At 67.4% G+C, this 25,452-nt stretch carries 24 protein-coding genes and 2 pseudogenes; 12 read left to right on the top strand and 14 right to left on the bottom strand.

Annotated features, from left to right (window positions below; genetic code table 11):
- The first annotated feature begins 19 nt into the window (after positions 1-19).
- Entirely contained in the window at positions 20-388 is a 369-nt protein-coding gene (locus D9V29_RS02410) for a sterol carrier family protein (protein ID WP_121671740.1), read from the top strand.
- 11 nt (positions 389-399) lie between these two features.
- Here D9V29_RS02410 and D9V29_RS02405 read toward each other — a convergent pair whose 3' ends face one another.
- Positions 400-1,179, bottom strand: a complete 780-nt coding sequence (locus D9V29_RS02405) for an EI24 domain-containing protein (RefSeq protein WP_183084892.1) — start codon at positions 1,177-1,179, stop codon at positions 400-402.
- Between the two features lie 148 nt (positions 1,180-1,327).
- Between D9V29_RS02405 and D9V29_RS02400 the strand changes: the two genes are divergently transcribed.
- The 5 genes from D9V29_RS02400 (at position 1,328) to D9V29_RS02385 (ending at position 4,982) form a co-directional block, all read left to right on the top strand.
- Positions 1,328-1,717, top strand: a complete 390-nt coding sequence (locus tag D9V29_RS02400) for a potassium transporter Trk (protein ID WP_147436210.1) — start codon at positions 1,328-1,330, stop codon at positions 1,715-1,717.
- Positions 1,714-2,835, top strand: coding sequence for a phosphoribosylformylglycinamidine cyclo-ligase (purM, locus tag D9V29_RS02395; protein ID WP_121671737.1), 1,122 nt, complete (start codon positions 1,714-1,716; stop codon positions 2,833-2,835). The genes D9V29_RS02400 and purM overlap by 4 nt, the downstream gene beginning before the upstream one ends.
- Before the next feature lie 45 nt (positions 2,836-2,880).
- Complete coding sequence (gene purF, locus D9V29_RS02390; protein ID WP_121671736.1) at positions 2,881-4,338, top strand: amidophosphoribosyltransferase; 1,458 nt, start codon at positions 2,881-2,883, stop codon at positions 4,336-4,338.
- Positions 4,339-4,446: 108 nt separating this feature from the next.
- The gene (locus tag D9V29_RS14855; protein WP_183084891.1) at positions 4,447-4,605 is read left to right on the top strand and encodes a hypothetical protein; all 159 of its coding nucleotides are present in this window, start codon (positions 4,447-4,449) and stop codon (positions 4,603-4,605) included.
- 41 nt (positions 4,606-4,646) lie between these two features.
- The gene (locus D9V29_RS02385; RefSeq protein ID WP_121671735.1) at positions 4,647-4,982 is read left to right on the top strand and encodes a TIGR02611 family protein; all 336 of its coding nucleotides are present in this window, start codon (positions 4,647-4,649) and stop codon (positions 4,980-4,982) included.
- Between the two features lie 52 nt (positions 4,983-5,034).
- Here the strand turns inward: D9V29_RS02385 and D9V29_RS02380 are convergent, their stop codons facing one another.
- The 4 genes from D9V29_RS02380 to D9V29_RS02365 form a co-directional block, all read right to left on the bottom strand.
- Positions 5,035-5,229: a DUF3073 domain-containing protein gene (locus D9V29_RS02380; RefSeq protein ID WP_121671734.1), complete on the bottom strand. Its 195-nt coding sequence runs from the start codon at positions 5,227-5,229 to the stop codon at positions 5,035-5,037.
- 201 nt (positions 5,230-5,430) lie between these two features.
- A complete protein-coding gene (locus tag D9V29_RS02375) occupies positions 5,431-6,057 on the bottom strand; it encodes a PadR family transcriptional regulator (protein WP_121671733.1) in 627 nt (208 codons plus the stop codon).
- Positions 6,054-6,911 (bottom strand): DUF4097 family beta strand repeat-containing protein, encoded by an 858-nt coding sequence (locus D9V29_RS02370; RefSeq protein WP_121671732.1) that lies wholly within the window; start codon positions 6,909-6,911, stop codon positions 6,054-6,056. The genes D9V29_RS02375 and D9V29_RS02370 overlap by 4 nt, the downstream gene beginning before the upstream one ends.
- Before the next feature lie 125 nt (positions 6,912-7,036).
- Positions 7,037-7,336 (bottom strand): rhodanese-like domain-containing protein, encoded by a 300-nt coding sequence (locus D9V29_RS02365; RefSeq protein WP_121671731.1) that lies wholly within the window; start codon positions 7,334-7,336, stop codon positions 7,037-7,039.
- Between the two features lie 128 nt (positions 7,337-7,464).
- Here D9V29_RS02365 and D9V29_RS02360 point away from each other — a divergent pair, with 128 nt between their 5' ends.
- Entirely contained in the window at positions 7,465-8,208 is a 744-nt protein-coding gene (locus tag D9V29_RS02360) for a MerR family transcriptional regulator (protein ID WP_121671730.1), read from the top strand.
- 50 nt (positions 8,209-8,258) lie between these two features.
- On the opposite strand, the gene yczE is transcribed toward D9V29_RS02360, so the two are convergent.
- Positions 8,259-8,906 carry a membrane protein YczE gene (gene yczE / locus D9V29_RS02355; RefSeq protein ID WP_220699918.1) on the bottom strand — a complete coding sequence of 216 codons (648 nt, stop codon included), beginning with the start codon at positions 8,904-8,906 and terminating at the stop codon, positions 8,259-8,261.
- Between the two features lie 62 nt (positions 8,907-8,968).
- Between yczE and yczR the strand changes: the two genes are divergently transcribed.
- Both yczR and D9V29_RS02345 read left to right on the top strand, forming a co-directional pair.
- Positions 8,969-10,402 (top strand): MocR-like transcription factor YczR, encoded by a 1,434-nt coding sequence (gene yczR, locus D9V29_RS02350; protein WP_121671729.1) that lies wholly within the window; start codon positions 8,969-8,971, stop codon positions 10,400-10,402.
- 148 nt (positions 10,403-10,550) lie between these two features.
- On the top strand, positions 10,551-13,967 hold the full coding sequence (locus D9V29_RS02345; RefSeq protein ID WP_121671728.1) for an efflux RND transporter permease subunit: 3,417 nt from the start codon (positions 10,551-10,553) through the stop codon (positions 13,965-13,967).
- A 102-nt stretch (positions 13,968-14,069) separates the two neighbouring features.
- Here the strand turns inward: D9V29_RS02345 and D9V29_RS02340 are convergent, their stop codons facing one another.
- Together D9V29_RS02340 and D9V29_RS02335 are read right to left on the bottom strand one after the other, a co-directional pair.
- On the bottom strand, positions 14,070-15,563 hold the full coding sequence (locus D9V29_RS02340) for a pyridoxal phosphate-dependent decarboxylase family protein (RefSeq protein WP_121671727.1): 1,494 nt from the start codon (positions 15,561-15,563) through the stop codon (positions 14,070-14,072).
- Positions 15,560-16,939 carry an MFS transporter gene (locus D9V29_RS02335; protein WP_121671726.1) on the bottom strand — a complete coding sequence of 460 codons (1,380 nt, stop codon included), beginning with the start codon at positions 16,937-16,939 and terminating at the stop codon, positions 15,560-15,562. The genes D9V29_RS02340 and D9V29_RS02335 overlap by 4 nt, the downstream gene beginning before the upstream one ends.
- 142 nt (positions 16,940-17,081) lie before the next feature.
- On the opposite strand from D9V29_RS02335, the gene D9V29_RS02330 reads away from it, so the two are divergent.
- Positions 17,082-17,987, top strand: a complete 906-nt coding sequence (locus D9V29_RS02330; RefSeq protein ID WP_121671725.1) for an arginase family protein — start codon at positions 17,082-17,084, stop codon at positions 17,985-17,987.
- Between the two features lie 5 nt (positions 17,988-17,992).
- Here D9V29_RS02330 and hutI read toward each other — a convergent pair whose 3' ends face one another.
- Genes hutI through hutH form a run of 3 tightly spaced genes read right to left on the bottom strand, consistent with a single transcriptional unit; the run spans position 17,993 to position 22,382 of the window.
- Entirely contained in the window at positions 17,993-19,159 is a 1,167-nt protein-coding gene (hutI, locus tag D9V29_RS02325) for an imidazolonepropionase (protein ID WP_121671724.1), read from the bottom strand.
- On the bottom strand, positions 19,156-20,814 hold the full coding sequence (gene hutU / locus D9V29_RS02320) for a urocanate hydratase (RefSeq protein WP_121671723.1): 1,659 nt from the start codon (positions 20,812-20,814) through the stop codon (positions 19,156-19,158). Before hutU ends, hutI begins: the two co-directional genes overlap by 4 nt.
- Entirely contained in the window at positions 20,811-22,382 is a 1,572-nt protein-coding gene (gene hutH / locus D9V29_RS02315) for a histidine ammonia-lyase (protein WP_121671722.1), read from the bottom strand. Before hutH ends, hutU begins: the two co-directional genes overlap by 4 nt.
- 83 nt (positions 22,383-22,465) lie before the next feature.
- Here hutH and D9V29_RS02310 point away from each other — a divergent pair, with 83 nt between their 5' ends.
- The gene (locus D9V29_RS02310; protein WP_121671721.1) at positions 22,466-23,221 is read left to right on the top strand and encodes an IclR family transcriptional regulator; all 756 of its coding nucleotides are present in this window, start codon (positions 22,466-22,468) and stop codon (positions 23,219-23,221) included.
- A gap of 194 nt (positions 23,222-23,415) precedes the next feature.
- Here D9V29_RS02310 and D9V29_RS02305 read toward each other — a convergent pair.
- The 3 genes and pseudogenes from D9V29_RS02305 to D9V29_RS02295 all read right to left on the bottom strand — a co-directional run.
- A pseudogene (locus tag D9V29_RS02305) lies at positions 23,416-23,829 on the bottom strand (DedA family protein); the annotation flags it as partial.
- Positions 23,830-23,996: 167 nt separating this feature from the next.
- On the bottom strand, positions 23,997-24,290 hold the full coding sequence (locus tag D9V29_RS02300) for a Fe-S cluster assembly protein HesB (RefSeq protein WP_121671720.1): 294 nt from the start codon (positions 24,288-24,290) through the stop codon (positions 23,997-23,999).
- A 174-nt stretch (positions 24,291-24,464) separates the two neighbouring features.
- Entirely contained in the window at positions 24,465-24,734 is a 270-nt protein-coding gene (locus tag D9V29_RS02295; RefSeq protein ID WP_121671719.1) for a GlsB/YeaQ/YmgE family stress response membrane protein, read from the bottom strand.
- A gap of 382 nt (positions 24,735-25,116) precedes the next feature.
- On the opposite strand from D9V29_RS02295, the pseudogene D9V29_RS02290 reads away from it, so the two are divergent.
- Positions 25,117-25,452 (top strand): annotated as a pseudogene (locus D9V29_RS02290) (DEAD/DEAH box helicase); the annotation flags it as partial.

The raw sequence follows: 25,452 nt of genomic DNA, 5'->3' as shown, positions 1-25,452 counted from the left end.
GAGTACTAGCCTAGAGCGCATGGCACGTGCCCGTATTCCTGATGACGTGGGGCGCGAGGCGGTCGATCGGGCCGTTCGCGAGGCAGCGTCGCGCGATGAGATCGCGACGGCGGTTCGCTACACCCTGCAGTTGCTCGCCGAGCGTTCGAGCGGAAACACCCTCGAGGTGCGGGTTCCCCCGTTCGGCGCCGTCCAGTGCATCGAGGGGCCCAGGCACACGCGGGGTACCCCGCCGAATGTGATCGAGACGGATGCCGAGACCTGGCTCGCACTCGCGACCGGGGCGTTGTCGTGGACGGACGCCGCGGCATCCGGATCCGTGCTGGCGTCCGGCTCGCGCGCCGACCTCACCGGTCACATCCCCGTTGCGCGCGGCATCGCAACATAACGGGCGAGCACTCAGGGTTTGTGCGTCTCTCCCAGCGAACGGCGGGCGAGAAGCGTCGCTCCCGCTGCGGCCGCTGGCATGGTGACGAGGGCACCGAACGGCACGAGGAAGAGCAGGAACACGGCGATCCCGAAGCCGAGCGTCGTGGAGCGCTGGGCGCCGAGTGCCGTCCGTCGCTGCTTGAGCGCAAGGCCGCGGCGTTCGAACGCCGGCGTCGACAGTTCGAGGGCGAGGAACCAGCCGCCGGTGATCGCGCCCAGAATCCAGGCGAGGATCGTCCCGATCAGGGGAATGAACCCGAGCAGGAAGAGACCGAGGCCGATCGCGACGGTGACGACGAGGACCCGAAGCGACTCTCCGATTCCCCGGGCGATCGACGCGAGAAGGGGTGCCGCGACCTCGTGCGGGACGCCACCGAGTGACTGTTCCACCCGCTCGGAGATCCTCTCGAAGAACGGCTGGCCGATGAGCAGGGTGATCGCCGTATAGCTGTAGACGAAGATCAGGAGGCCCGCGCCGGCGAGAGCTGCCATGACGAGCACCCGGATCCCGTTCCGGTACACCTCGTCCCAGGTCTCGGCGAACGGAGTGACCGTCGTCGCGATGTTCTGCAGGTTGAGCACGAGCACCGTCGCTGCCGCGAGGATGAGGACGAGCGTCACGAGCCCGGGGATCGCGCCGATGAACATCAGTCGCGGTGACGTGCTCCACACCCTGAAGCCCCGTCCGAGCAGGCGGATGCCCATGCTGAAGCCGGCCAGAAACCCGGTCTTGGTCGTCGTGCCCGTCATGGAATCAGGGTAGCGCCCGGCGGAGCGCACGCTCGGTTTCATGGGCGACAATAGGAGTATGAACACTGAGCCAGCCCGTCCTGCGCCAGACTCCCCACCCGCATCATCGAACAGCTCCGGTATTCCGGAGGGTCGTCAGCGTGTGGCCGTGAGGCGCTCACCGAAGTTCGCCAACTTCGCCATGCTCGGTGCTCTCCTCGGCGCTGTGGCTGCCTTCATCCTGACCGTGTCGATTCCCCAGGATCTCGAGTATGCCCGCGCCAACGGCTTCGCCGAATACTCGCAAATGCAGATCTTCGGTTTCCTTCTTCTCATCGGCGTCGTCGTCGGCATCGCCATCGCGCTGACGATCGCGATCCTGCTCGATCGCAGGAGCAGCAAGAAGAGGCGCTACGTCGAAGCGGATAGGGTGGACGTGCGCGAGGCTCCCGTCCCGTCCGCCGACATCGAAACGGATGCCGTCGACGCGGCAGACGCACCGGCCATCGAGCACAATCCCCCGCAGGCATACCCCACCACGAACGAGGGCAAAGCGTGAGCACATCCACCCCGGCCGACGACTCCTCCTCGAGTTATCGGCAGGCTGGTGTCGACACCGCCGCCGGTGACCTCGCCGTTTCGCTGATGAAGTCGGCCGTGTCGAATACCCACGGCCCCGAGGTCCTCGGCGGAGTGGGCGGATTCGCCGGTCTCTTCGACGTCTCGTTCCTCACCTCGTACCGGCGGCCGCTGCTCGCCACCTCGACCGACGGTGTCGGCACAAAGGTCGCGATCGCCCAGGCAATCGACAAGCACGACACCATCGGACAGGACCTCGTCGGCATGGTCGTCGATGACATCGTCGTCGTCGGAGCGAAGCCGCTGTTCATGACGGACTACATCGCGTGCGGCAAGGTGGTCCCACAGCGGATCGCCGACATCGTCGCCGGCATCGCCCGCGCCTGTTCAGCAACGGGCACCGCCCTCGTCGGCGGCGAGACGGCCGAGCACCCCGGCCTCCTCGGCCCCGATGACTACGACGTTGCCGGCGCAGCCACCGGCGTGATCGAAGCAGACGACCTGCTCGGTGCCCACCTGGTCAGGGACCAGGACGCGGTCATCGCGCTCGAATCCTCCGGGCTCCACTCCAACGGCTACTCGCTCGTGCGGCACATCCTCGCCGAACGGAACATCTCGTTCACCGACACGTCGGCCGAGCTGGGCGGTGTCGTCGGCGAAGTGCTCCTCGAGCCGACGCGCCTGTACACCTCGCCGCTGCTCGAGTTGATCGGCCGTCACCCGGGTGCCGTCCACTCGCTCTCCCACGTCACCGGCGGCGGTATCGCTGCCAACCTGGCGCGGGTGCTTCCCGTCGGGAGCTGGGTCGAGGTCGATCGCACCACCTGGTCGCCCGCTCCCGTTTTCCGGGCGCTCAGCGACCTCGCCGGCTCCACGCTCGAAAGCGCGGAGGGGACCTGGAACCTCGGCATCGGATTCTTCGCCGTGGTCTCCGCGGATGCCGCGAGTGCGATCACCGCGGATCTCACCGCAGGCGGTATCCCCGCCTGGCAGGTCGGAACGGTACACACCTCGACCAGGGACCTCACCGGTTTCGAGCAGGGCGCGAAGGGTGTCGACGGCGGCGCCGTGCGCCTCGTCGGAAGCTACTCCCAATAACATCACCCCACGAAACATCACCCCCACGCAAGGAGTCCGCTAGGTATGTGCGGCATCGTCGGAATCGTCTCACCGGAACCGGTCAACCAGCAGGTCTACGACGCTTTGCTGCTGCTGCAGCACCGCGGCCAGGACTCGACGGGGATCGCGACCGCTGACGGCCCCACCTTCCACATTCACAAGGCCAAGGGCCAGGTGCGGGAGGCGTTCCGCACGCGGGACATGCGCTCGCTCCAGGGCAAGATGGGCCTCGGCCACGTGCGGTACGCCACCAAGGGCCTCGCCGACAACGAGCAGGAAGCCCAGCCGTTCTATGTGAACGCGCCGTACGGCATCATCCTCGTGCACAACGGGAACCTCACGAACACCCGCGAACTGGCTGATGACCTGTTCCACATCGACCGCCGTCACGTGAACTCCACGAGCGACACGGAGATGCTCCTGAACGTGCTCGCCACCGAACTCCAGTCCCAGATCACCGGGCTCGAGCTGGACCCGGACCAGGTGTTCACCGCGGTGTCGCAGGTGCACGAGCGCGTCGAGGGGTCGTACGCGGCGATCGCCATGATCGCCGGCCACGGTCTGCTCGCCTTCCGTGACCCGTACGGCATCCGCCCGCTCATCCTCGGCCGCCGCGCCGCCGGTCTGCTCGGCGACGAGTGGATCGTCACCTCGGAGTCCCTCGTGCTCGAAAGTGCCGGCTACGAAGTCGTGCGTGAGGTCGCGCCGGGCGAAGCGATCTTCATCACGACGTCTGGCGAGATGTACTCCCGCCAGTGCGCCAAGAACCCGCGGCTCGTACCCTGCTCGTTCGAGTACGTCTACCTTGCCCGTCCCGACTCGGTGATGAACGGCATCTCGGTCTACGAAGCGCGGCTCCGCCTCGGAGACCGGCTCGCGGACACCATCGCCGAGTACACGCCGATGGGCGACATCGACGTCGTCATGCCGATCCCGGACTCATCCCGGCCGGCGGCGATGCAGGTCGCCCAGAAGCTCGGCATCGAGTATCGCGAAGGGTTCTACAAGAACCGGTACGTCGGCCGCACCTTCATCATGCCCGGCCAGGCGCAGCGTAAGAAGAGCGTGCGGCAGAAGCTCAACGCGATGTCGACGGAGTTCGCGGGCAAGAACATCCTCATCGTCGACGACTCGATCGTGCGCGGCACGACGTCGAAAGAAATCGTCGACATGGCCCGCGCGGCAGGCGCCAACAAAGTGACGTTCACCTCGGCCGCCCCTCCCGTGCGTTACCCGCACGTCTACGGCATCAACATGCCGTCGCGGTCGGAACTCGTCGCCCATAATCGCAAGATCCCGGAGATCGCCCGCGAACTCGGCGCTGACCGCCTCATCTACCAGGAGGTCGAGGACATGAAGCAGGCAATCATTCAGGGATCCTCTGTCACCGAACTCGAGATGAGCTGCTTCACCGGTGACTACGTCACCGGAACCGTGACCCCTGAATACCTCGAGTGGGTCGAGCGCAACCAGCTCTCCTAGCGGCGAAAACGGCTCGGCGCGAGCCGTATCGTAAAGATCGCTCCACTGTCAATGCTGCGGTGATGCTCCTCAATCGTGAAACAGTCGTTTACGAGGGAGTGAGGACACATGAGCATCATTACACGGCACAACGAACGACGCACGAGCGTATTCAGCGAGGTGCGCGAGGCCGCACGGGACGAACTCCTGATGGTCGCAGCGGGCGCTACTGGCATCCTTTCGGTCGCGACAGCAATCGCCTGGACCGTCGTCGCGACGACAGCCTGATCTCGCCGCAAAATCCCAGTTCCACGCTCTAGCGTGAGGCCATGGTCTCCCAAGCCGAACTGAACGACGACATCGCCGCAGGCGAGAGCCCTGACCGGCCCCTTCGCAGGTCGCTCCGGAGACTCCGCACCTGGATCGACACCCGGCCCCGCCTCAGGAGCATCTACCGACTCACCGTCGGGATCCTCGGCGGAGGCATCGCGCTTCTCGGGCTCTTACTCGTGCCGTTGCCTGGACCGGGCTGGCTCGTGGTGTTCCTCGGTCTCGCCATCCTCGGAACAGAGTTCCGCTGGGCCAAACGGGCCGCGAACGCACTCAAGCGACTCCTCGCCCGTTTCTGGGCATGGTGGAACTCCCGGAAAACGGCCCGAGCATAGGGCGCCCCGGTGATCGTACTTCGACAGGCTCAGTAACCAGGCAACGCCGAGATCAGGCCCGCTTGGGCTCGCCCGCGGGGAAGTCGTCGGTGTATTCCGACCACTTCGCCGCTTCGTCACTGTAAGTGTCGTCGTGTGAATGGCCCGTGAGCTCGCGCTCAAGAGCGTCGTAGTTCACATCAGGACTAAACGACTTCAGCTCACGCGCGATCTTGGTGTGCTTTGCCTTCTGACGGCCACGCCCCATGCGAGACCCCCTTACGAATTAGTAGCGGGGCGGTGAAGATCCGCCCTATGGTTTTCACCCACCAGGGAACGATAAAGACTAACCTCGATCTTAGCATGACGGCCCGCCGTGAAAGGCCGCTGCTGGGCGGTGCGCGGCGGAACAGGCGCAGGCCGGAACCCTCCCGGATCCCGGCCTGAGCGCGTGCTGGTGGACGCGATGCTATTCGGTCGTCGTTCCGAAGGTCGCTCGGATGCCGTTCCGCACGCGATCGAGATCGTCACGTAACTGCCGAACCGTAGCATCCGTCAGTGCACCGGTCTCCACCTGCCCGCGCAGGTCTGAGCGCAATTGCTGGCGGAACTGGGCGATGACCGTATCCGCATCGTGGAGGGCGATCCGGCTGCGCGTGCGGAGGTCGGGCTCTTCGGTCGAGACGGACGGAGCTCCCGAAGCTGCCTGGGTGGCTTGCCGCGCGGCGGACGCGAGATCCGCTTTGAGGCTCCGCATCGCATCCGTGACCCCTATTCTGACCTCATCGGCGAGCCGGCGGACCGAATCGGTGAGCTCGAGTTCGATCGCATCGAGATCGCCGCGGCGTTCCTCGAGCTCGCGACGGCCGGCATCCGTTATCGAATAGACGGTCTTGCGCCCGTCGCTTTCCTTCGTCACGAGCCCCTCTTCTTCGAGCTTGCCGAGACGCGGATAGATCGTGCCTGCGCTCGGTGAGTATGTCCCACCGAATCGTTCGGACAGCGACTGGATGAGTTCATAGCCGTGCTTCGGCCCCTCGGCGAGGAGGCTCAGCAGGTACAGGCGAAGGCTGCCGTGGCTGAAGACGGGGCTCATGCCATGCCTTCCGTCGAGAAAGCGTCGTCGGTAGAGGCCGAAGAGGTATCCGCCCGGCGAATGACCGTGACGTTGCCGGAGACGGAATTGGCGACGACATCGGTATAGAAGTTGCCGTCACCCTCCGTGGTGCTCCTGAATCCACGCCCACGCGTGCCCTTGATCACCGAGCTGTCGAGTTGCAGTTTTCCGGACACCGTGTTGACGACGTAGCGGGTGCCGACGTCGGCCGACAGGCGCGCGGTCAGGTGGCCGGAGACCGTGTTGGTCGAAATCCGGTCGCAGTGCCCCTGGGCGTCGACGAAGACGTCGCCTGAGACGCCGTCGCTCGAGAACCTCGAGATGTTGCCCGATGCCGTGATGTCGCCGGAGACGGTGTGGGCGTTGATCGCTCCGGTGTGGGACTGCACGCTCATCTCGCCGGAGACGCTGTTGAGGTCGAGGTCGCCCGTGATCCCCTCGACCTGGAGCTCGCCGTTCACCGTCGAGAGCCTGGCGCTCGTCGTCAGGCCGGAGACCAGCGCGTTCGCCGACACCATCCCGAATGTCAGCGCCACCCGGCGCGGAACGAGGACGCTGATTTCGGCTTTTGCTGAGTTCTGCCCGAACGACTTGAAGACGTCGAGAAAATTCTCCCAGCCGAGCTGCGGGTGGTCGATTTCGAGAACGTCGCCGTCGATGGAGATCTTCAGGTCTTTTCCCGTGACGCTGTGCACTTCGATGCGAGCTGAGTCCTCGTCGTGGCCGATGATGTCGATCTGGCCCCCGATGAGTCCGACCTTGAGCTTCCGTACGAGTTCAACGTCGATGACGCGGGATTCCCCGGGGAGGATGACCCATTTTTCCAATGCCATTGTTCTTCCTTCTGTGCCGGCCGACGGCCGAATTCGAAGTCACGATATATCGCAACGTTGACAGACACGATATATCGCGAATAGCGGGACATCAAGAGGTATCGAGGAAGACTCAGGAAACGGGGTCAGCCCTGGCTGGTGGGAAGCCCCGCGTCCTGCCAGGCGTGAGTTCCGCCCTCGACGTTGACGGCGCGGTAATCGCGATCCTCGAGGTACTCGGCCACCCGTGCGCTTCGTGCGCCCGACGCGCAGATGAGGTAGAACGTTTCGTCGGCGGGAAGCTCGCCGATGCGCTCAACGAACTGGCTCATCGGGATGCTGACGGCGCCGACCGCCCGGACAGCGGCGAATTCATCTGGCTCGCGCACGTCGATGATGGCAGCGTCCTTCAGGGCGGCGAGCTCGGCGACGGTGATGGTGTCCATGGTGTCCAATCTGCAGGGGTGTCCGTGTGATTATTCGTGAGCGGACACGCATCCGCAATTCTGCAGCCTCACTTGACCTTGACGCAGCGTAAACCTTTATCGTCGGAGGAACAGAGAGGAGGGATGCCATGGACTGGTCCATCCAGGAGATCGCCCGCCATGCGGGAACCACGAGCCGGGCGTTGCGGCACTACGGCGACATCGGATTGCTGGCGCCGAGCCGCATCGGATCCAACGGGTACCGCTATTACGACGAGCAGGCGCTCGTGAAGCTCCAGCGGATCCTGCTCCTTCGCGATCTCGGGCTGGGGCTGCCGGCGATTGCCGGCGTACTGACGGCGTCGACGGAACCGGTCGCTGCGCTTGGGACCCATCTGGACTGGTTACGCCGCGAGCGAGACAGGCTCGCGCGCCAAATCGCAGCCGTTGAGGAAACCCTGAAAGCACTGAAGGGAGGTGAACAACTGATGGCAGAGAAAATGTTTGACGGATTCGACCACACCCAGTACCAGGAAGAGGTCGAAGAACGCTGGGGCAAGGAGGCCTACGCGACGAGCGACGCGTGGTGGCGCTCGATGAGTGACGCGGAGAAGGCGAAGTGGCAGGAGCGGGTCTCCGCTCTCGGCTCAGATTGGGCGGCGGCAGCGGAATCCGGCATCGCCCCGGACAGCGATGGTGCCCAGACTCTTGCCGAGCGTCACGTCCAGTGGCTCTCATCGATTCCCGGAACCCCGGGAGCGGTGAAGGAATACGTGACGGGCCTCGGCGACATGTACGTCGCCGACGAGCGCTTCGCTGCGAACTACGGCGGGGTCGCCGGCGCCGAATTCGTGCGCGATGCCCTCGCGGTGTACGCAGACCGCCACCTGTAGGAGTCGGGGCGAGCGGCATCCGTTCTTCCTCGCGACGAGCGGATGCCGCTTCAGTTGGCGGGGGAGTCGACGAACGGTTCGCTCGGCTTGACGGAGCCTTCGAGTTCCCGCTTCTCCTCGCGGGGAAGCTCGATCCGGAACCACGGGATGGTGATGTTGCAGAGCGGTCCGACGAGAAGAGCAAACAGCACGGTTCCGACACCGACGTTGCCGCCGAGAACCCAGCCGGCGGCGAGCACCGAGGCTTCGATGAGCGTGCGACCGACCCAGATCGGCCACCCGGTCCGCTCGTGGATGCCGGTCATGAGGCCGTCGCGCGGGCCGGCGCCGAAACGGGCACCAAGGTAGAGGCCCGTTGCGAGAGCCAGCACGAACAGTCCCGCAGGGAACATCAGGATGCGGAGCCACAGGTCGAGGCCCTCGGGAATCAACCAGAGCCCGAAGTCGGCGGCCGGGCCGACGAGCAGCACGTTGAGCACGGTTCCCACTCCCGGCTTCTGCTTGAGCGGGATCCACAGAACGAGGACGATCACGCCGATCACGATCGTCAGCGCGCCGAAGCCCCAGCCGGTCTTGAGCGAGAGACCCTGCGTCAGGACATCCCACGGGGCGACGCCGATGGCGGCGCGCACGATCAACGCGAGCGCGATGCCGTACAGGAAGAGGCCAATCAGCAGTTGGAGGGCGCGTCGGAGCATGATCACAATCCAATTTCAAAATTGGCCTTTCGACAAGAGGCCAATCGATCTAGAGTGGCCTCATGTCAGAGGTCCACATCACGGCCCGAGCGCTCGCCGCCCTTCTGGGGAGGTGGCGCACCGACGACGAAGCCGCTTATCGTTCGTTGGCCGGTCGCATCCGTCTCCTCATCGTAGACGGGCGGATTCCCGCTGGTACCCGTATTCCCGCCGAACGCGACCTCGCCGAGCGTCTCGACGTCTCGAGGACGACCGTCACGGCTGCGTACCGCGAACTTCGTGACAGCGACTACCTCGAGAGCGTGCGCGGATCAGGCAGCGTTGCCCAGTTGCCAGGAGCGCGACCGGGACCAGGGCCGTCGAGTGCCTTCGGGTATCTGGACTTCAGCAAGGCGGCGCTCCCGGCGGATCCCCGCCTGGTGGAGGCCGCGCAACGCGCCGCGCTGAAGCTGCCGCACTACCTCGATTCCTTCGACTACGACACGATCGGGCTCCCGGAACTTCGAGCGGCGATCGCCGAGCGGTACATCGACGCCGGGCTGCCGACCTCGCCGGACGAGATTCTCGTCACCCTCGGCGCCCAGCACGCGATCGGCCTGATCGCGAGGACGCACCTCTCGCGCGGAGACCGTGCCGTGATCGAGCATCCCACCTATCCGCATGCGCACGACGCGCTGCGGTCGGCGGGAGCCCGCCTCGTTCCCGTTGCGGTGACGACCGACGGCGGCTGGGACACCGATGAGCTGGAGCAGGCGATCGACCGGTCGTCACCGACGCTCGCATACCTGATGCCGGACTTCCACAATCCCACCGGCGCGACGATGCCCGCCGGAACCCGACGGCGGGTATGCCGCGCGGCCGCACGCCAGGGCACCGTCCTCGTCATCGACGAAACCACGGCCGAACTCGACATCGACAGGGGGACCCCGTTCGTCCCGTTCGCCGCCTCCGACGATGCCGGGGCGAAGATCCTCACCATCGGGTCTGTCGGCAAAACCATCTGGGGCGGACTCCGGGTCGGTTGGATCCGCGCCGATCGGGGAGTCATCCGAAAACTCGTCGCCGCCCGCAGCGTCGGTGACCTGGGAACGCCTGTGCTCGAGCAACTCGCCGTGCTCGAACTGCTTCCAGAGATGGATGCGATCCTCGCCGGTCGGCGCAGGCAGCTCGCGGCGACGAGGGACCGCGTCGAAGAGATCCTCGCCGACCGTCTGCCGCACTGGGATGTTCCGCACGTGCAGGGCGGGCTCGCGATCTGGACGAGCCTCGGCGCACCGGTGAGTTCGCAACTCGTCCTCGCGGCCCGCAGCCAGGGCCTTCTCATCGCGGCGGGTCCGCGATTCGGTGTTGACGGTGCCTTCGAGAGGTTCCTTCGCATCCCCATCACCTATGCCGTCGGAGACACGGAACGCGCCCTCGACGCCCTCGCCGGTGCCTGGCAATCCATCATGCGGGCGCCGGTTCCGGACGCAGCGCTCCTCTCCGAGATGGTCTGAACTGGGAGCATCCCCTGAGGTACCGGATTCGCCGGGCAAACGGTGCTGGGCCGACCCGCCGCTGTGACAGACTTTTACAGGCTGAGCGGCCGAAAGATCGCTCGCTCCGTCGCGATCGCGGCATCCTTCGCTGGCCTTCAGGAGAATCGTGCACGCCCTCGCTGTTCTGAGCATGAAAAACCGTGCGCTCATCGCGCTCGTGACCATCGTCGCCGCCGTGTTCGGCGGTATCGCGCTGACGAGCCTCAAGCAGGAGCTCGCACCCAGCGTGCAGTTCCCGCAGCTGGCCGTGATCACCAACTACCCCGGTGCAGCGCCGGCCGTGGTCAACGACGACGTCTCCACGCCGATCGAGACGGCCATCCAGGGCGTCGCCGGCCTCGAATCGACAGCGGCCACATCGTCGACGAACCTCAGCCTCATCTCAGCGACGTTCACCTACGGCACCGATCTCGCGACCGCTGAGCAGAAGATCAACCAGGCGATCAACCGGATCAAGTCCCAGCTCCCCGCCGACGTCGACCCCCAGGTCCTGTCGGGCAGCCTCGACGATCTCCCCGTGCTGCAGCTCGCTGCCACCGGAGCAGATGGCGACACGGACGCCCTCTCCGATGCTCTCGCCCGTACCGCCGTTCCCGACATCGAAGACGTGGACGGCGTTCGCGAAGCCGCCGTGGTCGGCAACGTCGGCCAGCGTGTCACGATCACCCCGGATGCCGCCGAGCTGCAGGGTGCAGGCCTCACCACCGCGGCGATCAGCCGAACCCTCCAGCAGAACGGTGTTCTCCAGCCGGCCGGTGACATCACCGAGAGCGACACCACCTTCGCCGTGCAGACCGGGTCGAAGCTGGGCTCCGTCGAGGACATCGCCGCCCTGCCGCTCGTCGGACAGTCGTCGGGTGAGGTCCGCACTCTCGGCGACGTGGCATCCGTCGCCCTCACCGACAACCCCGTCACGAGTATCTCGCGCGTCGACGGGCAGCCAGCGCTCACCATCGCGGTGACGAAGCTCCCCGCAGCGAACACCGTCGATGTGTCGAAAGGCGTCCGCGCTCTCATCCCCGGCCTTGAAGAATCGCTCGGCAGTGACGTCGAACTCGCCATCGTCTTCGACCAGGCGCCGTACATCGAGGAATCGATCGAAGCTCTCGCGACCGAGGGGCTGCTCGGCCTCGTGTTCGCGGTGCTCATCATCCTCGTGTTCCTCCTCGACGTCCGCGCGACGCTCGTCACCGCCATCTCCATCCCGACGTCGGTGCTCATCACGTTCATCGGCCTGCAGGCCACCGGCTACACCCTCAACATCCTGACGCTCGGTGCTCTCACGATCGCGATCGGCCGGGTGGTCGACGACTCGATCGTCGTCATCGAGAACATCAAGCGCCACATGTCCAACGCCAGGGACCGCAGCCCTGACGGCCGTGCTTTCTCGATTCTCACCGCTGTGCGTGAGGTCGCCGGCGCGATCACCGCGTCGACGATCACCACCGTTGCGGTGTTCCTCCCGCTCGCCTTCGTCGGCGACATGACCGGGGAACTGTTCCGCCCGTTCGCGCTCACCGTGACCATCGCACTGCTCGCGTCGCTCCTCGTCTCGCTCACGATCGTGCCGGTACTCGCGTACTGGTTCCTCCGCGCCAAAGAGTCGAAGGGCGAGGCTACTGGGGTCCGCCCCGCGCGCGTCTCCCGCGCCGAGGCCAGGAAGGCCGCGACGGTCGCGAAGGCCACGGCGAGCGCAGAGGATGCCGCCCCCGCACCTGTCGAGCCGGCCGCAGAGACCGCGCGCGACCTTCCCGCCGGGGTCTTCGCGTCACCGGCGATCGTCGGTGACGAGCACCTGACGGCACCCAAACGCACCGGTGCTGCCGCTGCGGCCGAGGCGACAACGAACTCCGAGTCGCCCGCCGTCGCCGTGCTCTCCGCCGATGAAACCGCGTCCGCGACTCCCTCGGGCGCCGTCACGCGCCGCGGCCGCAGGAACGGCGGTGACATCGATGACGAACTCGACTCGCCGACGCGACTGCAGAAGGGCTACCTCCCGGTTCTCAACTGGACGCTCCAGCACTCGGTCGTGACGATTCTCCTCGCCGTGCTCGTCCTCGGCGGGACCCTCGCTCTCGTGCCGTTCATGAAGACCAACTTCCTCGGCGACTCGGGTCAGAACACGCTCAACGTGTCGCAGACCCTCCCGGTCGGCGCGAGCCTCGAATCGCAGGATGCCGCGGCGACCCTCGTCGAGGACGCCCTGCGCGACATCGACGACATCGAAAGCGTCCAGCTCTCGATCGGGTCCTCCGGCAGCTCGATCCGCGACGCCTTCGTCGGCGGAGGCTCAGGAAGCATCACCTATTCGATCACCACGAACGAAGACGCCGACCAGGAAGCCCTTCAGTCCCGCGTGCGCGATGAGCTCGCCGAGATCGAGGGAGCTGGCGAGATCGAGGTGGCGGCATCCGGTGGGTTCGGTGCGTCCAGCGACATCGAGGTCGACATCACCGCTCCGGACGAAGAGACCCTGCGCGAGGCGACGGATGCCGTGACCGAAGCGGCGCGAGACCTCGAGGGGATGCGCCAGGTCACCAACAACCTGAGCGACTCGCGGCCATACATCGCGGTGCAGGTCGACCGGCTTCGCGCCGCAGAGGCCGGCTACTCCGAGGTCGCGCTCGGCGGACTCGTGTCTGCCGCGATGCAGCCGTCGACGATCGGTACCGTCGTCATCGACGAGACCACCGTGAGCATCTACCTCGCGAGCGAGGACCCGCCCGCGTCCGTCGATGAGCTCTCGGCCCTCACCGTTCCGACGGTGCTCGGCCCGGTACGTCTCGACTCGCTCGCGACCGTCGGCGAGGTCGATGGACCGTCGTCGATCACGACGGTGCGCGGGCAGCGGTCAGCAACCGTCGCGATCACACCGGCGAGCGACAACATCGGCACAGCGAGCGCGGAGGTCGCCACAGCGGTCGACGAGCTCGACCTCGATGGCGGAGCCACGGCGACCCTTGGCGGCGTGACGGCCGACCAGTCGACCGCATTCCAGCAGCTCGGACTCGCCCTGCTCGCCGCGATCCTCATCGTGTACGTCGTCATGGTGGCCACCTTCCGGTCGCTGCGGCAGCCGCTGCTTCTGCTCGTGTCCGTGCCGTTCGCGGCAACCGGTGCGATCGGCCTGCAGGTGCTGACCGGTGTTCCGCTTGGCGTGGCATCCCTCATCGGTGTGCTCATGCTCATCGGAATCGTCGTCACCAACGCGATCGTGCTCGTCGACCTCGTCAACCAGTACCGGGACAGGGGCATGGCCGTCGCCGATGCGGTTCGACACGGTTCGAGCCGCAGGCTCCGCCCGATTCTCATGACCGCGCTGGCGACGATCTTCGCGCTCGTGCCCATGGCTCTCGGCATCACCGGTCACGGCGGCTTCATCTCGCAGCCGCTCGCGATCGTCGTCATCGGCGGGCTCGTATCGTCGACGTTCCTCACGCTCATCGTGCTGCCGACGCTCTACAACCTCGTCGAGGGCGCCCGCGAGCGACGTCTCGCGCGACGGGCCGCGCGAGACGCGTAGGCGGCATCCGCTCGCACGTTTTCACCCGTCCCGGACGGAATCACCCGGCGTACCGGGTGTTCCGGTCCGGGAGGAGTGAAAACGCCGGCTCTGCGGGCGCGCTCAGGGGTCGACGAGGCCCGCGAGCAACTCCACGAGCAGGCGCTCGGTCAGCGGTGCGGGCAGGGATTCGAGCAGCGCAAGCAGCGGCGCCATCCGCTCGGGGAGCGCGCCGCCGGAACGAATTCCGATCCCGGCGAGCAGAGCGGATGCCTCGGCCGAGTCGATCGGCCGGCTCCGGTTCGCGAGACTTCCGAGCACGTCGCCGAACCCCACCGGCAGGGCACCGAGCACGTCGTCCGCGGTCACCGCAGGCACCCCGCGAACCTCATCGGCTGCGGTGCGGAGGGCAGCGACCAGGTCGGGGAGCACCGACTCGGTCACCGGTGTGATGGTGAGGTGGGTGGTGTGGGGCAGCCGGCTGCCGTCCGACTGCAGATGCCCCGGCTGCAACTGCAGCAACCAGCCGTGGGAACGGACCCGGTCGGCCCAGTGGTGGGGATCGACGCGCCGCTGGGCGGGGAGGGACTCGTCCGTCGCCACCGCACACAGCGGCCCGACGGGGGAGCCGACCACACGGAGACCGTCGATGGCGTCGATCGCGGTGGTGACGGCATCCGTCGACCGGCGACAGGAGGCGGCGAGCTCCGCGAAACCGGATTCGCCGAGCCGCTCGACGATCGCCCACGCGGCGGCGAGCGCGCCCGCCGACTTGGATCCGAGCATCGTCGCGTTGACGACGGGATAACCGGGCCAGCGTCTCGTGGCGAAGTACTGGGCCCGATGGCGGTCACGGCCGCGATGCAGCAGAACGGATGCTCCCTTCGGCGCGTACCCGAACTTGTGCAGGTCGGCAGAGATACTCGTGACTCCGGGGGCGGCGAAATCCCACGTCGGCAGGGGGTCGTCCGGCGACCACCACGGGAGCACCCAGCCGCCGATGCAGGCGTCGACGTGGCACGCGATGCCAGCCGCCTGGGCAGCCGCGGCCACCGCGGCAATCGGGTCGAGCGACGCATGGGGGTATGCGGGTGCGGACACGACGACGAGCGCGACATCCGGACCGAACCGTGCGGTGAGGGCGTCAGCGGCGACCTGGCCGTCTGCGCTGACCGGCACGAGGTCGAGATCGAGACCGAGATACTGCGCTGCCTTCGAGAACGCGGCGTGCACGGTGACGGGTGCGACCAGGCGAGGCGCACCCGCGCCTCCGGCGGCGCGCCACACGTCACGCGCCGTCTTCACGGCGAGAAGGCAACTTTCGGTGCCGCCGGAGGTGACAGAGCCGGTGACGTCGTCGCCCCCGTGCAGCATCCGTCGTGCGAACCCCACGAGGTCGCGTTCCATCGCCGCGACCGACGGAAAGGTGGTCGGGTCGAGTCCGTTCACGGGTTGCATGATGCGGATCGCCTCGGCCGCGAGTTCGTCCAGTTCTGCCAGCCCGGAGTCATAGACGTAGGAGAGGACCCGGCCGCCGTGGGTCGGAGCATCGGCCTGCCTCAGTGCTGTGAGCCGGGCGAGGATGTCTGTGGATCGGTCGGACAGGGCGGATGTCATGAAGCGTCTTTCCGTTGGCGGTTCAGTGGGGCGATGGTGTCGATGTCCGCCCGGCGGAGGCGGTACCGGCGGAGCGGAAGCAGGCTCGTGACGATGAGCAGCGCGGGAACGACGCTGAAGCTCAGAATGATCCCGGTGACCGCGGTGCCGGACTGCTCGACGGTCTCGCCTGCGATCCGTTCGGCGTAGCCGGTGACGGCGAGGACGAGCGTGAGCGCCGTCGCGCCGAAGGCCATCCCCATCGTTTCGCCCGCGGTCCAGACCCCACTGAAGGTTCCCGCGTGACCGTCGCCCGAGGTCCTGGCGTCCGCCGAGATGACGTCGGGAAGCATCGCGAGCGGCAGCGATTGCATGCCAGCGTACGCGGCACCGGCCACGGCCACCGGCACGTACACCCACGAGCCAGGCACCACCAGCATGCCGAGAAGGGACAGCGCTGCGACCGCGAAGACGGTGCTGGAGAGGGCGAACGCTCGCTCCTTGCCGACCCGTTGGGCGAACCGGCCCCACAGCGGTGCGCACAGCAGGGCGGGAGCGATGAGTGCGACGAACAGCAGGGTCACCGCAGCCTCGGAGCGGAGGACCCACGTCGCGACGTACTGGGCGCCTGCGAGCATCATTCCGGTCGCGACCGCCTGCAGGACGAAGGTTCCCAGCAGGGTGCGGAACGGAACACTGCGCCGCAGCGCCGCGAGAGCGGCGCGGTAGCTCTCGGCGAGGGGAGCGTTCGGCGAGCGGCGTGCGATCGGTGGATTCAGGGGTGCGATCGTTGTCGAGACGAGGAGCCCGGCTCCGATGACGACCCCAGCCACGACGGCCATGAGCAGGTACCCCACGCGCGGATCGTCGCTCAGCCCGCGGAGGATCGGTCCTCCCGCTCCGAAGAGGAGGATGGCGATGGTCAGGACGACCACGCGCCAGGTGAGCAACCGGGTCCGGTCGTCGTACCGTCGGGTGAGTTCGGCGGGCAGACCGATGTACGGCACCTGGAACAGGCTGAATGCCGTCGCACAGCCGAGGAACGCGACCGCGACCCAGGCCATCGACGCTGCCGGGTTGAGTGCGGCAGGTACCGCGAAGGTGAGCGCGAAGAACACCGGAAGGGCAAGCGCGCCGATCAGCATGAACCGTCGCCGGGATCCGGTCGTCGCGAGGCTGTGGTCGCTCCGGTTTCCGATCACCGGGTCGATGACGACGTCCCAGATCTTCGCGACGGCGACGAGAAGGCCGGCGGCGAGCGCGGCGACACCGAGAGTGTCCGTCAGGTAGTAGACGAGCACGAGTCCTGGAAGGGTCGCGAACCCACCGGTTCCGAGCGAACCGATCGCATACCTCGCGAGGGTTCTCCGATCGAGCGGCTGCACCGTTGCGTCCATGACCGCAGCCTAGGGCCTCGAATGCGGTGGGCCGAGGACCGCGTTCGGGGGCGGGCCGGTTCCTGCTCACCGTCCGGGATCGCAGACGCGGGTGACGAACGGATGCTGTCGCGGCGCTGCATCCGATTGCTAACGTTCCCCCATGGTTACTCCCGCGCTGCCGACCGATCCGCTCTGGCCGCGCGCGGGCGACTGGCCGCGCGACGTCGACGGACCGATCGATCTCGCGCTCATCGGAATCCCGACCTGGCGTACATCGCTGTCGCCCACCTCTGCACACGCCACCCCGGCCGCGGTTCGCGCGGCGCTCCGCCGGTTCACCCCATTCGCCGCGACGGCGGACGGGCGGAACGTGGACGAGCTCGTGTTCGCCGATTTCGGGGATGCGGTCGAACCCGACGGTCCGGACGGGGAACCGACTGCGCGCCGATTCATGGCCGATGCTGTCGCACGATCGAGGGTGACGGTCGCGCTCGGCGGTGACAACGCCGCCACCGTTCCCGCGGCTCTCGGGGCGTGGGGTGACACGATCCGCTCCGCCGGATTGGTGACCCTTGACGCCCACCATGACCTGCGGGATGGAATCTCGAACGGTTCGCCGGTGCGCAGACTGATCGAGGCTGGCCTCGACGGACGGCGGGTGGTGCAGGTCGGCATCGCCGACTTCGCGAACTCGCGGGTCTATACCGAGCGCGCGCGCGACCTCGGGATCACCGTCGTCCCGCGAGGCGCCCTTCACTCCAGACCGATGGCCGACGTGATGGCCGAAGCTCTCGACATCGCCGGGGCGGGGGGAGGGCCGGTGCATGTAAATCTCGACGTCGACGTCTGCGACCGGTCCGTCGCTCCCGGCTGCCCGGCATCCGTTCCCGGCGGTATCGCTGCACACGAATTGCGGTGGGCTGCCCGTGCGGCCGGCGCCGACCCCCGGGTGCGTTCGGTCGATATCACCGAGGTGGACGCGCTCGCCGATGCCCCCGACGGCCGCACCGTCCGGCTTGCTGCCCTGTGCGTGCTCGAGGTGGCAGCGGGACTCACGGTTCGCTGAGCGGATCAGCCGACGACGAGCGCTCCGTCCTTCCAGACCCGCGCGACGAGCGGCACACCAGGCCGGTAGGCGAGGTACCCGACGGACGGGGCACGCAGCTGCAGCACGTCCGCACGCGCCCCCGGCCCGATCCGCCCGATATCCGTCCGCTGCAGTGCGGCCGCTCCACCGGCCGTCGCCGCCCAGACCGCTTGCTCCGGCGTCATCCCCATCTCGCGAACGGCGAGCGCGATGCAGAACGCCATCGACGACGTGAAGCTCGAGCCGGGGTTACAGTCGCTCGCGAGCGCGACGGTCACGCCCGCGTCGATCAGTCGCCTGGCATCCGGATACCGCTGTTTCGTCGAGAACTCGACGCCGGGCAGCAGCGTGCACACGGTGTCGGATGCCGCGAGTGCGGCCACATCGTCTTCGCTCAGCACGGTGCAATGGTCGACGCTCGCGGCGCCGAGTTCCACGGCGAGGAGCACCCCGCCACCCGCCCCCAGCTGGTTGGCGTGCACGCGCACGCCGAGCCCCCGAGCGGCTCCGGCCTCGAGCACACGGCGGGACTGTTCCACCGTGAACGCCCCGGTCTCACAGAACACATCGATCCAGCGGGAGTGTGGCGCGCACGCGTCGAGCATGGCACCGGTGACGAGGTCGACGTAGTCGTCTGCCCGGCCTGCGAACTCCGGGGCGACCACGTGCGCCCCGAGCAAGGTGACCTCGGACGTGACCTCTGCGGCGAGCCGGACGAGCCGCTCCTCGTCGGCGACGCTGAGCCCGTACCCGCTCTTGATCTCGACGGTCGTGGTTCCCTGGGCGTGCAGTTCCGTGGCGAATCCGGCCAGGCGGGCGCGAAGCTCGTCGTCCGTCGCGGCGCGGGTCGCCGAAACGGTACTGCGGATGCCGCCGGCCGAGTACCGCTGCCCGGTCATGCGAGCGTCGAATTCCGCCGCGCGGTCGCCGCCGAACACGAGGTGGGTATGACTGTCGACGTAACCGGGCATGACCGCAGCGCCCCCGGCATCCGTTCGAGTATCCGCTGCCGGAGCGTCGACCGCTCGCCCGACCCAGGCGATGCGGTCTTTCTCGATCACCAGGGCGGCGTCGGAAATCGTGCCGAGGGTGCCGCCTCGATCGGGATCGTTCGTGACGAGCTGCCCGATGCCGGTGAGGAGCTCACTCATTCCGACTCCAGCATGGGCACCCTCAGCCCGCGTTCGCGCGCGACCTCTGCCGCTCGGTCGTATCCCGCATCGACGTGTCTCATGACCCCTGTGCCTGGGTCGTTGACGAGTACCCGCGCGATCTTTTCCGCGGCAAGCGGGGTGCCGTCGGCGACGATCACCTGTCCGGCATGGATCGACCGGCCGATGCCCACGCCCCCGCCGTGGTGGATCGAGACCCAGGTCGCCCCGGATGCCGTGTTGAGCAAAGCGTTGAGAAGCGGCCAGTCGCCGATCGCATCCGAGCCGTCTGCCATTCCCTCGGTCTCCCGATAGGGCGAGGCGACGGACCCGGAGTCGAGGTGGTCCCTGCCGATCACGACCGGTGCCGAGAGCTCGCCCGACGCCACCATCTCGTTGAATCTGAGCCCGGCGAGGTGCCGTTCCTGATAGCCGAGCCAGCAGATGCGGGCCGGCAGCCCTTCGAACTGCACCTTTTCCTGCGCCTTCGTGATCCAGCGGTGCAGGTGTTCGTCGTCTGGGAAGAGGTCGAGCACTGCCCTGTCAGTCGCGGCGATATCGGCGGGGTCGCCCGAGAGCGCCGCCCAGCGGAACGGGCCCTTGCCTTCCGCGAAGAGGGGACGGATGTACGCGGGCACGAACCCGGGAAAGTCGAACGCCCGCTCGCATCCACCGAGCCGTGCCTCCGCGCGGATCGAGTTGCCGTAGTCGAAGACCTCGGCTCCGGCGTCCTGGAATCCGACCATCGCGGAGACGTGTTTCGCCATCGACGCCCGGGCACGCTCGGTGAATGCGGCCGGATCCTCTGCGGCGAGAGCGTGCCACGCTTCGACCGAGACACCCTCGGGCAGGTATGAGAGCGGGTCGTGAGCGCTCGTCTGGTCGGTCACGACGTCGATCGGCACGCCGCGGTCGAGCAGCTCGGGAAACACCGTCGCTGCATTGCCGACCACGCCGATCGACAGCGGGGTCCTGGATGCCTTCGCCGCTAGTGCACGCTCGACAGCGGTGTCGAGCGATGGGGCGAGTTCATCGAGGTAGCCGTGGTCGACGCGGCGCTGCAACCGGGTGACGTCGACGTCGACGAGAAGCACGACGCCGTCGTTCATCGTGACGGCGAGGGGCTGGGCGCCGCCCATGCCACCAGCGCCGCCGGTCAGGGTGAGGGTGCCGGCGAGGGAACCGCCGAACCGCTTGGCGGCGACGGCGGCGAAGGTCTCATAGGTGCCCTGCAGGATTCCCTGCGTTCCGATGTAGATCCACGATCCTGCGGTCATCTGCCCGTACATGGTCAGCCCGAGCGACTCCAGCCGACGGAACTCCGGCCAGGTGGCCCAATCGCCGACGAGATTGGAATTCGCGATGAGTACGCGCGGTGCCCACTCATGGGTGCGGAAGACCCCGACCGGCTTGCCCGACTGCACCAGGAGCGTTTCGTCGGACTCGAGCGACTCGAGGGTGCGCACGATCGCGTCGAATGCGGCCCAGTCGCGCGCCGCCTTCCCGGTACCGCCGTAGACGACGAGGTCGTCGGGGCGTTCGGCGACGTCCGGGTCGAGATTGTTCATGAGCATCCGGAGCGGGCCCTCGGTCTGCCAGCTCTTCGCCGAGAGGGTGTTACCGCGGGCAGCGCGGACGGGGCGGGGCGTGCTCATGCGAGTCCTTTCGTGACGGATGCCGCGGCATCCGCTATCGATCCGGTGCGGACGAGGTCGTACACGGCCTCGATCTCGGGGGAGAGGTGGCGGTCGGGGCCGGGTCCGGCAGCGACCGTGCGGATGGCGTCCCGCACAGCGGCGGTCGCAGGCGCAGGCGTGAGCGGAGCACGCAGGTCGAGCGAACGTGCCGCCGTCATCGCCTCGATGGCGAGGACGCGGGCGAGCCCGTCGATCGAGCGCCGCAGTTTCCGGGCGGCGGCCCAACCCATCGAGACGTGATCCTCCTGCATCGCTGATGACGGGATCGAGTCGACGGAGGCCGGGGCCGCGAGCCGCTTGAGCTCGGACACGATGCCCGCTGCGGTGTACTGGGCGATCATCAGCCCGGAGTCGACACCGGCTTCGTGGGCGAGAAACGGCGGCAGGCCCTTGTTGCGCGCGACGTCGAGGTGCCGGTCGGTGCGACGCTCGGACATTGACGCGATATCGGCAACGGCAATCGCAAGAAAATCGAGCACATACCCGATCGGGGCGCCATGGAAGTTCCCGTTCGACTCGACCCGTCCGTCGACGGTCACCACCGGGTTGTCGACGGCGCTCGCCAGTTCGCGGCTCGCGATGGTGGCTGCGTGGTCGGCGGTGTCACGAGCGGCTCCGTGCACTTGCGGGCTGCAGCGCAGCGAGTACGCGTCCTGGACCGTCGTGCATTCCGGTCCGGCGTGGGAGGCGGTGATCGCGGAACCGTCGAGGAGCGATCGGAGGTTGGCCGCCGACAGCGACTGCCCCAGCTGGGGTCGCAACGCGTGCAGGTCCGCCGCGAAGACGGCATCCGTTCCGAGGAGTGCCTCCACGCTCATCGCTGCGGCGATGTCGGCGGTCGTGAGCAGCATCCGCAGATCGGCGAGGGCGAGCACCAGCATGCCGAGCATCCCGTCGGTGCCGTTGATGAGGGCCAGCCCCTCCTTCTCGGCGAGTTGCACGGGTGCCAGGCCGGCGGCGCGGAGGGCGACAACTGAGGGAACCAGAGCGCCCGCCGCGTCGCGGACGTCACCCTCGCCCATGATGGCCAGGGCACAGGAGGCGAGGGGCGCGAGGTCGCCCGAGCAGCCGAGCGAGCCGTATTCGCGTACGACCGGGGTGATGCCCGCATTGAGCATCGCGGCGTAAGCCTCGGCGGTCGTCGGGCGGACTCCGGTGCGTCCGGTCATCAGGGTCGAGAGGCGAAGGAGCATGAGCGCGCGCACGACTTCCCGTTCCACTTCGGCGCCAGAGCCTGCCGCGTGGGAGCGGATGAGGCTTTGCTGCAGTTGTGCCCTCCGGTCGGCGTCGATGTATGTCGTCGCGAGTGCGCCGAAACCGGTCGAGATTCCGTAGTGCGGCTTCGGGTCGGCGGCGAGGTCGTCGATGATCCGGCGGGTGGCGCTGACGCCGTCGAGCGCGGCCGAATCGAGCTCGACGCGCGCTCCGCCGCGGGCGACGGCGACGATCTCGTCGAACGAGACGCCGCCGACTCCGATGGTGACGGAGCGCGTCGAGGTTGCGGCGGAATCTGTGGTGCTGAGCATGATTCGAGTCGACCAGCCCGTCGGGCACGCGGCAACAGCCGTATGCTCGGAGGAGTCCGGAATCCCAGACGATAGGGGCGTCCATGACCGACTCGAAGGTACCGGCTGCGGATGCCACGCTGCGCATTCTCAGCCACCTCGCAACCCAGCGGGGTCCGGTCGCGGCGGCGTCCATCGCCGCGGCGCTCGAGCTGCCGCGGTCAACGGTCTATCACTTGCTCGCTGTGCTTCAGGAGCGCGGGTTCGTCGTCCACCTGCCCGAAGCACGCCGGTACGGGCTCGGTGTCGCCGCGTTCGAGCTCTCCGGCGGCTTCGCACGGCAGCAGCCGCTGAGCCGGCTCGGCCATCCGTTGCTCGCCGAGCTCGTCGACCGGGTTGGTGAAAGCGCCCACCTCGCGGTGCTCCACGGACGCGACGTGCTCTACCTCGTCGAGGAGCGCGCTCCGCGAAGGCCCCACCTCGTCACCGACGTCGGAGTCCGGCTTCCAGCGCACCTCACGGCGTCCGGCCGGGCAATGCTCGCGCGGCTCCCGAGGCAGCAGGTCCGGGCACTGTTCCCGGATGCCGCCGCCTTCGTCGACCGCACAGGGGTCGGCCCCAGCCGCTATCGCGAGTTGCGGTCACTGCTCGATGCCGTCGGCGCGGGCGGGATCGCGACGGAGGATGGAGAAGTGACGGAAGGGATGGCATCCGTCGCCGCTGCCGTCACCGACCACGTCGGCTGGCCGGCCGCTGCCATCGCCGTGACCTTCCCCTCCGGCCATGAGCCGTCCGGGCTCGCGGGGGATGTCTCGGCAGCGGCGTCCGAGTTGTCCCGTCGGATCAGCGGCCGGTCCTGAGTGGCGCGTTCTTCTCGTCTGCGGGATATCCGCATCATCACGCGGTCGACGAGGATCCCGAGCACGATGGCGAGTACCACGCCGATGGCGGCGCCGAGGAGCGGCTGGTCCTTCACCCAGTGACCGGCCAGGACGCCGATGAGTACGGAGTACACGGCCCAGGTGGCCCCTGCGATTAGTGTGAGCGGCCAGAACCGGCGGTGGGGAAACCCAACGGCCCCCGCGGTCATGTTCACGGCGATCCGGCCGACCGGGATGTACCGAGCGGTCAGGATGAGTGCGGCAGGCCGGCGCCGGATGCCACGAGCCGCCCAGTCGAAGGCGCGCACGGTGCGGGGATGCCGCATCCACGCGAACCGCCGGGTACCGATCGATCGGCCAAGCGCGAACGCGATGTTGTCACCGATGGCCGCTCCGACGGCAGCGACCGCGACGATCAGCCAGGGGTTCGGTGCGCCGGTGGACACGCCCAGTGCCGCTGCCGCGACGACCACGGTCTCGCTGGGCACGGGCGGGAAGAACCCGTCGATCACGACGACGGCGAAGACGATCGCGTAGATCCAGGGGGAGGCGACTGTCTGCAGGATGGCGTCGGAGATCAAGTCCATGTCTTCGACGCTAGAGATGCGGGAGTTCTGGAGAGTCCACCGCAGGTATCGCCGGTGTCAGACCAGCGGACGACATGTGGGCGCGGTGCTGTCCGAAAGTGCTGGCCGCACGCACGAGGGCGGCCCCACGCTGAACGCGGGGCCGCCCTCGATATGCAGCTGCTGGCTTACGCCTGGGCGGTCTGCTCGCCGATCGCGAAGCGAACCGCTCCGGCTTCATCAACGTCGGCGTCGAGGATCTTGTCGCCGAGCAGGGCTGCGGCGTTCTCCTCGAGGAAGATGCGGGCACCGGAGGCCTCGACGACCTCATCCTGCGGCTCGGGGGCCGGCGCGACGGCGACGGCGAGGTCGGTGCTTTCGGGTGCGGGGCTGGAGATGCGCAGTCCGCCCTCTTCAGCTCCGGCGGTCTGGGTGGTGATGGTTCGTACGATCGTGCTTGCGTTCTCGGTGAGGGTGAGCATGTGCGTCCTTCCGGTTGGCGAATAGAAGTGTCCCACCCTTCCGCACCACGTTGCCGATCTCAACATCTCGGCTGAGTTCGGAGGCCATTCACATGAACATCCAGCACATGAAGGCTTAGAAAACGGATGCCTCCCCGCTGTGTGCGGGGAGGCATCCGTCGAGTAGGTCGCGAGTTACGCGGCCTTCCGCGAGTTACGCGTAAGCAGTCCGTAGATGAGGAGCACGATGATGGAACCGACGATGGCGACGAGCCAGGTCTGGATGCTCCAGAACTCCTGCAGGTCGACATTGAACAGTAGCCCGCCCAGCCAGCCGCCGAGCAAAGCTCCGACGACACCGAGCAGCAGCGTCATGAACCAGCCACCGCCCTGCCTGCCAGGAAGGATGGCCTTGGCGATCGCACCAGCGATCAGACCGAGTAGAAGAAACGCGAGGAAGCTCAAAGCTCCACCTCCATTTGTTCAGTACGTCGTCCCGAGCCCGGGACTCGGGTTCGCCGCCGGGTTAGGCGGGTGTAACTGAAGGATACCGCTGATGGCCCCGATTCTGGGGATTCGCCGCGAATATGTGATCTTTCGGGTCTATTTGGGTTCTTCACGTGACAGGACGGTCGAACTCGGGTAATATTGCCGGGTCGGCTCTGGACACCGCGGAATGTACCGCGGAAGGGTTTGTAAGTCTGGTGGGCCGGTTGTACGTCGCGATAACGCGTACGTATTCACACGATGTGAAACGGTCCCGGCCATCGACTGCTCGGGTATAAGAATGCCGCGGTTTTTCTGCGCGCGCTTGCGATTCATGCATATCTAAAACCCGGAAAGTACTATGCCTAAAAACAACAAGCCAGTTGGCGGACGCCCCGCCAAGAACTTCGATCCCGGCTACGCCCGCAAGAGTGGTGGACCCGCAGGAGCTCCGGGCAGCCGCAGCGCCGGACACCGCGGGTACCGCCCCGTCGAGGGTGACGCCCCCAAGAAGGCGCGCTGGAACGCCGACGAGCGTGCCGCCCGCCGTCACTCGGACGAGCCGCGCGAACAGCGCGCGCCACGCAACGAGCGCTATGACGCTCCTGCCGCACGCAGCTCCGACCGCCCCGCGTACAACCGCGGTGAGAACCGTCCGGACCGGAACGAGCGTCCGTCGTACAACCGTGGTGAGCGC

It is taken from the genome of Mycetocola manganoxydans (assembly GCF_003667545.1).
GTDB classification, from domain to species: Bacteria; Actinomycetota; Actinomycetes; order Actinomycetales; family Microbacteriaceae; genus Mycetocola_A; species Mycetocola_A manganoxydans.
Note: the sequence above shows the minus strand (reverse complement) of the source record. Positions and strands in the feature narration are given on the sequence as shown.

What these genes read in the sequence shown, in the direction of transcription:
- D9V29_RS02365 (WP_121671731.1), bottom strand. Translation starts at nt 7,336, where the DNA reads ATGGACACCATCACCGTCGCCGAGCTCGCCGCCCTGAAGGACGCTGCC.
- D9V29_RS02335 (WP_121671726.1), bottom strand. Translation starts at nt 16,939, where the DNA reads ATGGACGCAACGGTGCAGCCGCTCGATCGGAGAACCCTCGCGAGGTAT.
- D9V29_RS02375 (WP_121671733.1), bottom strand. Translation starts at nt 6,057, where the DNA reads ATGAGCCCCGTCTTCAGCCACGGCAGCCTTCGCCTGTACCTGCTGAGC.
- D9V29_RS02380 (WP_121671734.1), bottom strand. Translation starts at nt 5,229, where the DNA reads ATGGGGCGTGGCCGTCAGAAGGCAAAGCACACCAAGATCGCGCGTGAG.
- D9V29_RS14855 (WP_183084891.1), top strand. Translation starts at nt 4,447, where the DNA reads ATGAGCATCATTACACGGCACAACGAACGACGCACGAGCGTATTCAGC.
- D9V29_RS02410 (WP_121671740.1), top strand. Translation starts at nt 20, where the DNA reads ATGGCACGTGCCCGTATTCCTGATGACGTGGGGCGCGAGGCGGTCGAT.
- D9V29_RS02405 (WP_183084892.1), bottom strand. Translation starts at nt 1,179, where the DNA reads ATGACGGGCACGACGACCAAGACCGGGTTTCTGGCCGGCTTCAGCATG.
- D9V29_RS02330 (WP_121671725.1), top strand. Translation starts at nt 17,082, where the DNA reads ATGGTTACTCCCGCGCTGCCGACCGATCCGCTCTGGCCGCGCGCGGGC.
- hutU (WP_121671723.1), bottom strand. Translation starts at nt 20,814, where the DNA reads ATGAGCACGCCCCGCCCCGTCCGCGCTGCCCGCGGTAACACCCTCTCG.
- D9V29_RS02370 (WP_121671732.1), bottom strand. Translation starts at nt 6,911, where the DNA reads ATGGCATTGGAAAAATGGGTCATCCTCCCCGGGGAATCCCGCGTCATC.
- hutH (WP_121671722.1), bottom strand. Translation starts at nt 22,382, where the DNA reads ATGCTCAGCACCACAGATTCCGCCGCAACCTCGACGCGCTCCGTCACC.
- D9V29_RS02300 (WP_121671720.1), bottom strand. Translation starts at nt 24,290, where the DNA reads ATGCTCACCCTCACCGAGAACGCAAGCACGATCGTACGAACCATCACC.
- D9V29_RS02310 (WP_121671721.1), top strand. Translation starts at nt 22,466, where the DNA reads ATGACCGACTCGAAGGTACCGGCTGCGGATGCCACGCTGCGCATTCTC.
- yczR (WP_121671729.1), top strand. Translation starts at nt 8,969, where the DNA reads ATGTCAGAGGTCCACATCACGGCCCGAGCGCTCGCCGCCCTTCTGGGG.
- D9V29_RS02340 (WP_121671727.1), bottom strand. Translation starts at nt 15,563, where the DNA reads ATGACATCCGCCCTGTCCGACCGATCCACAGACATCCTCGCCCGGCTC.
- purF (WP_121671736.1), top strand. Translation starts at nt 2,881, where the DNA reads ATGTGCGGCATCGTCGGAATCGTCTCACCGGAACCGGTCAACCAGCAG.
- D9V29_RS02360 (WP_121671730.1), top strand. Translation starts at nt 7,465, where the DNA reads ATGGACTGGTCCATCCAGGAGATCGCCCGCCATGCGGGAACCACGAGC.
- yczE (WP_220699918.1), bottom strand. Translation starts at nt 8,906, where the DNA reads ATGCTCCGACGCGCCCTCCAACTGCTGATTGGCCTCTTCCTGTACGGC.
- D9V29_RS02385 (WP_121671735.1), top strand. Translation starts at nt 4,647, where the DNA reads ATGGTCTCCCAAGCCGAACTGAACGACGACATCGCCGCAGGCGAGAGC.
- hutI (WP_121671724.1), bottom strand. Translation starts at nt 19,159, where the DNA reads ATGAGTGAGCTCCTCACCGGCATCGGGCAGCTCGTCACGAACGATCCC.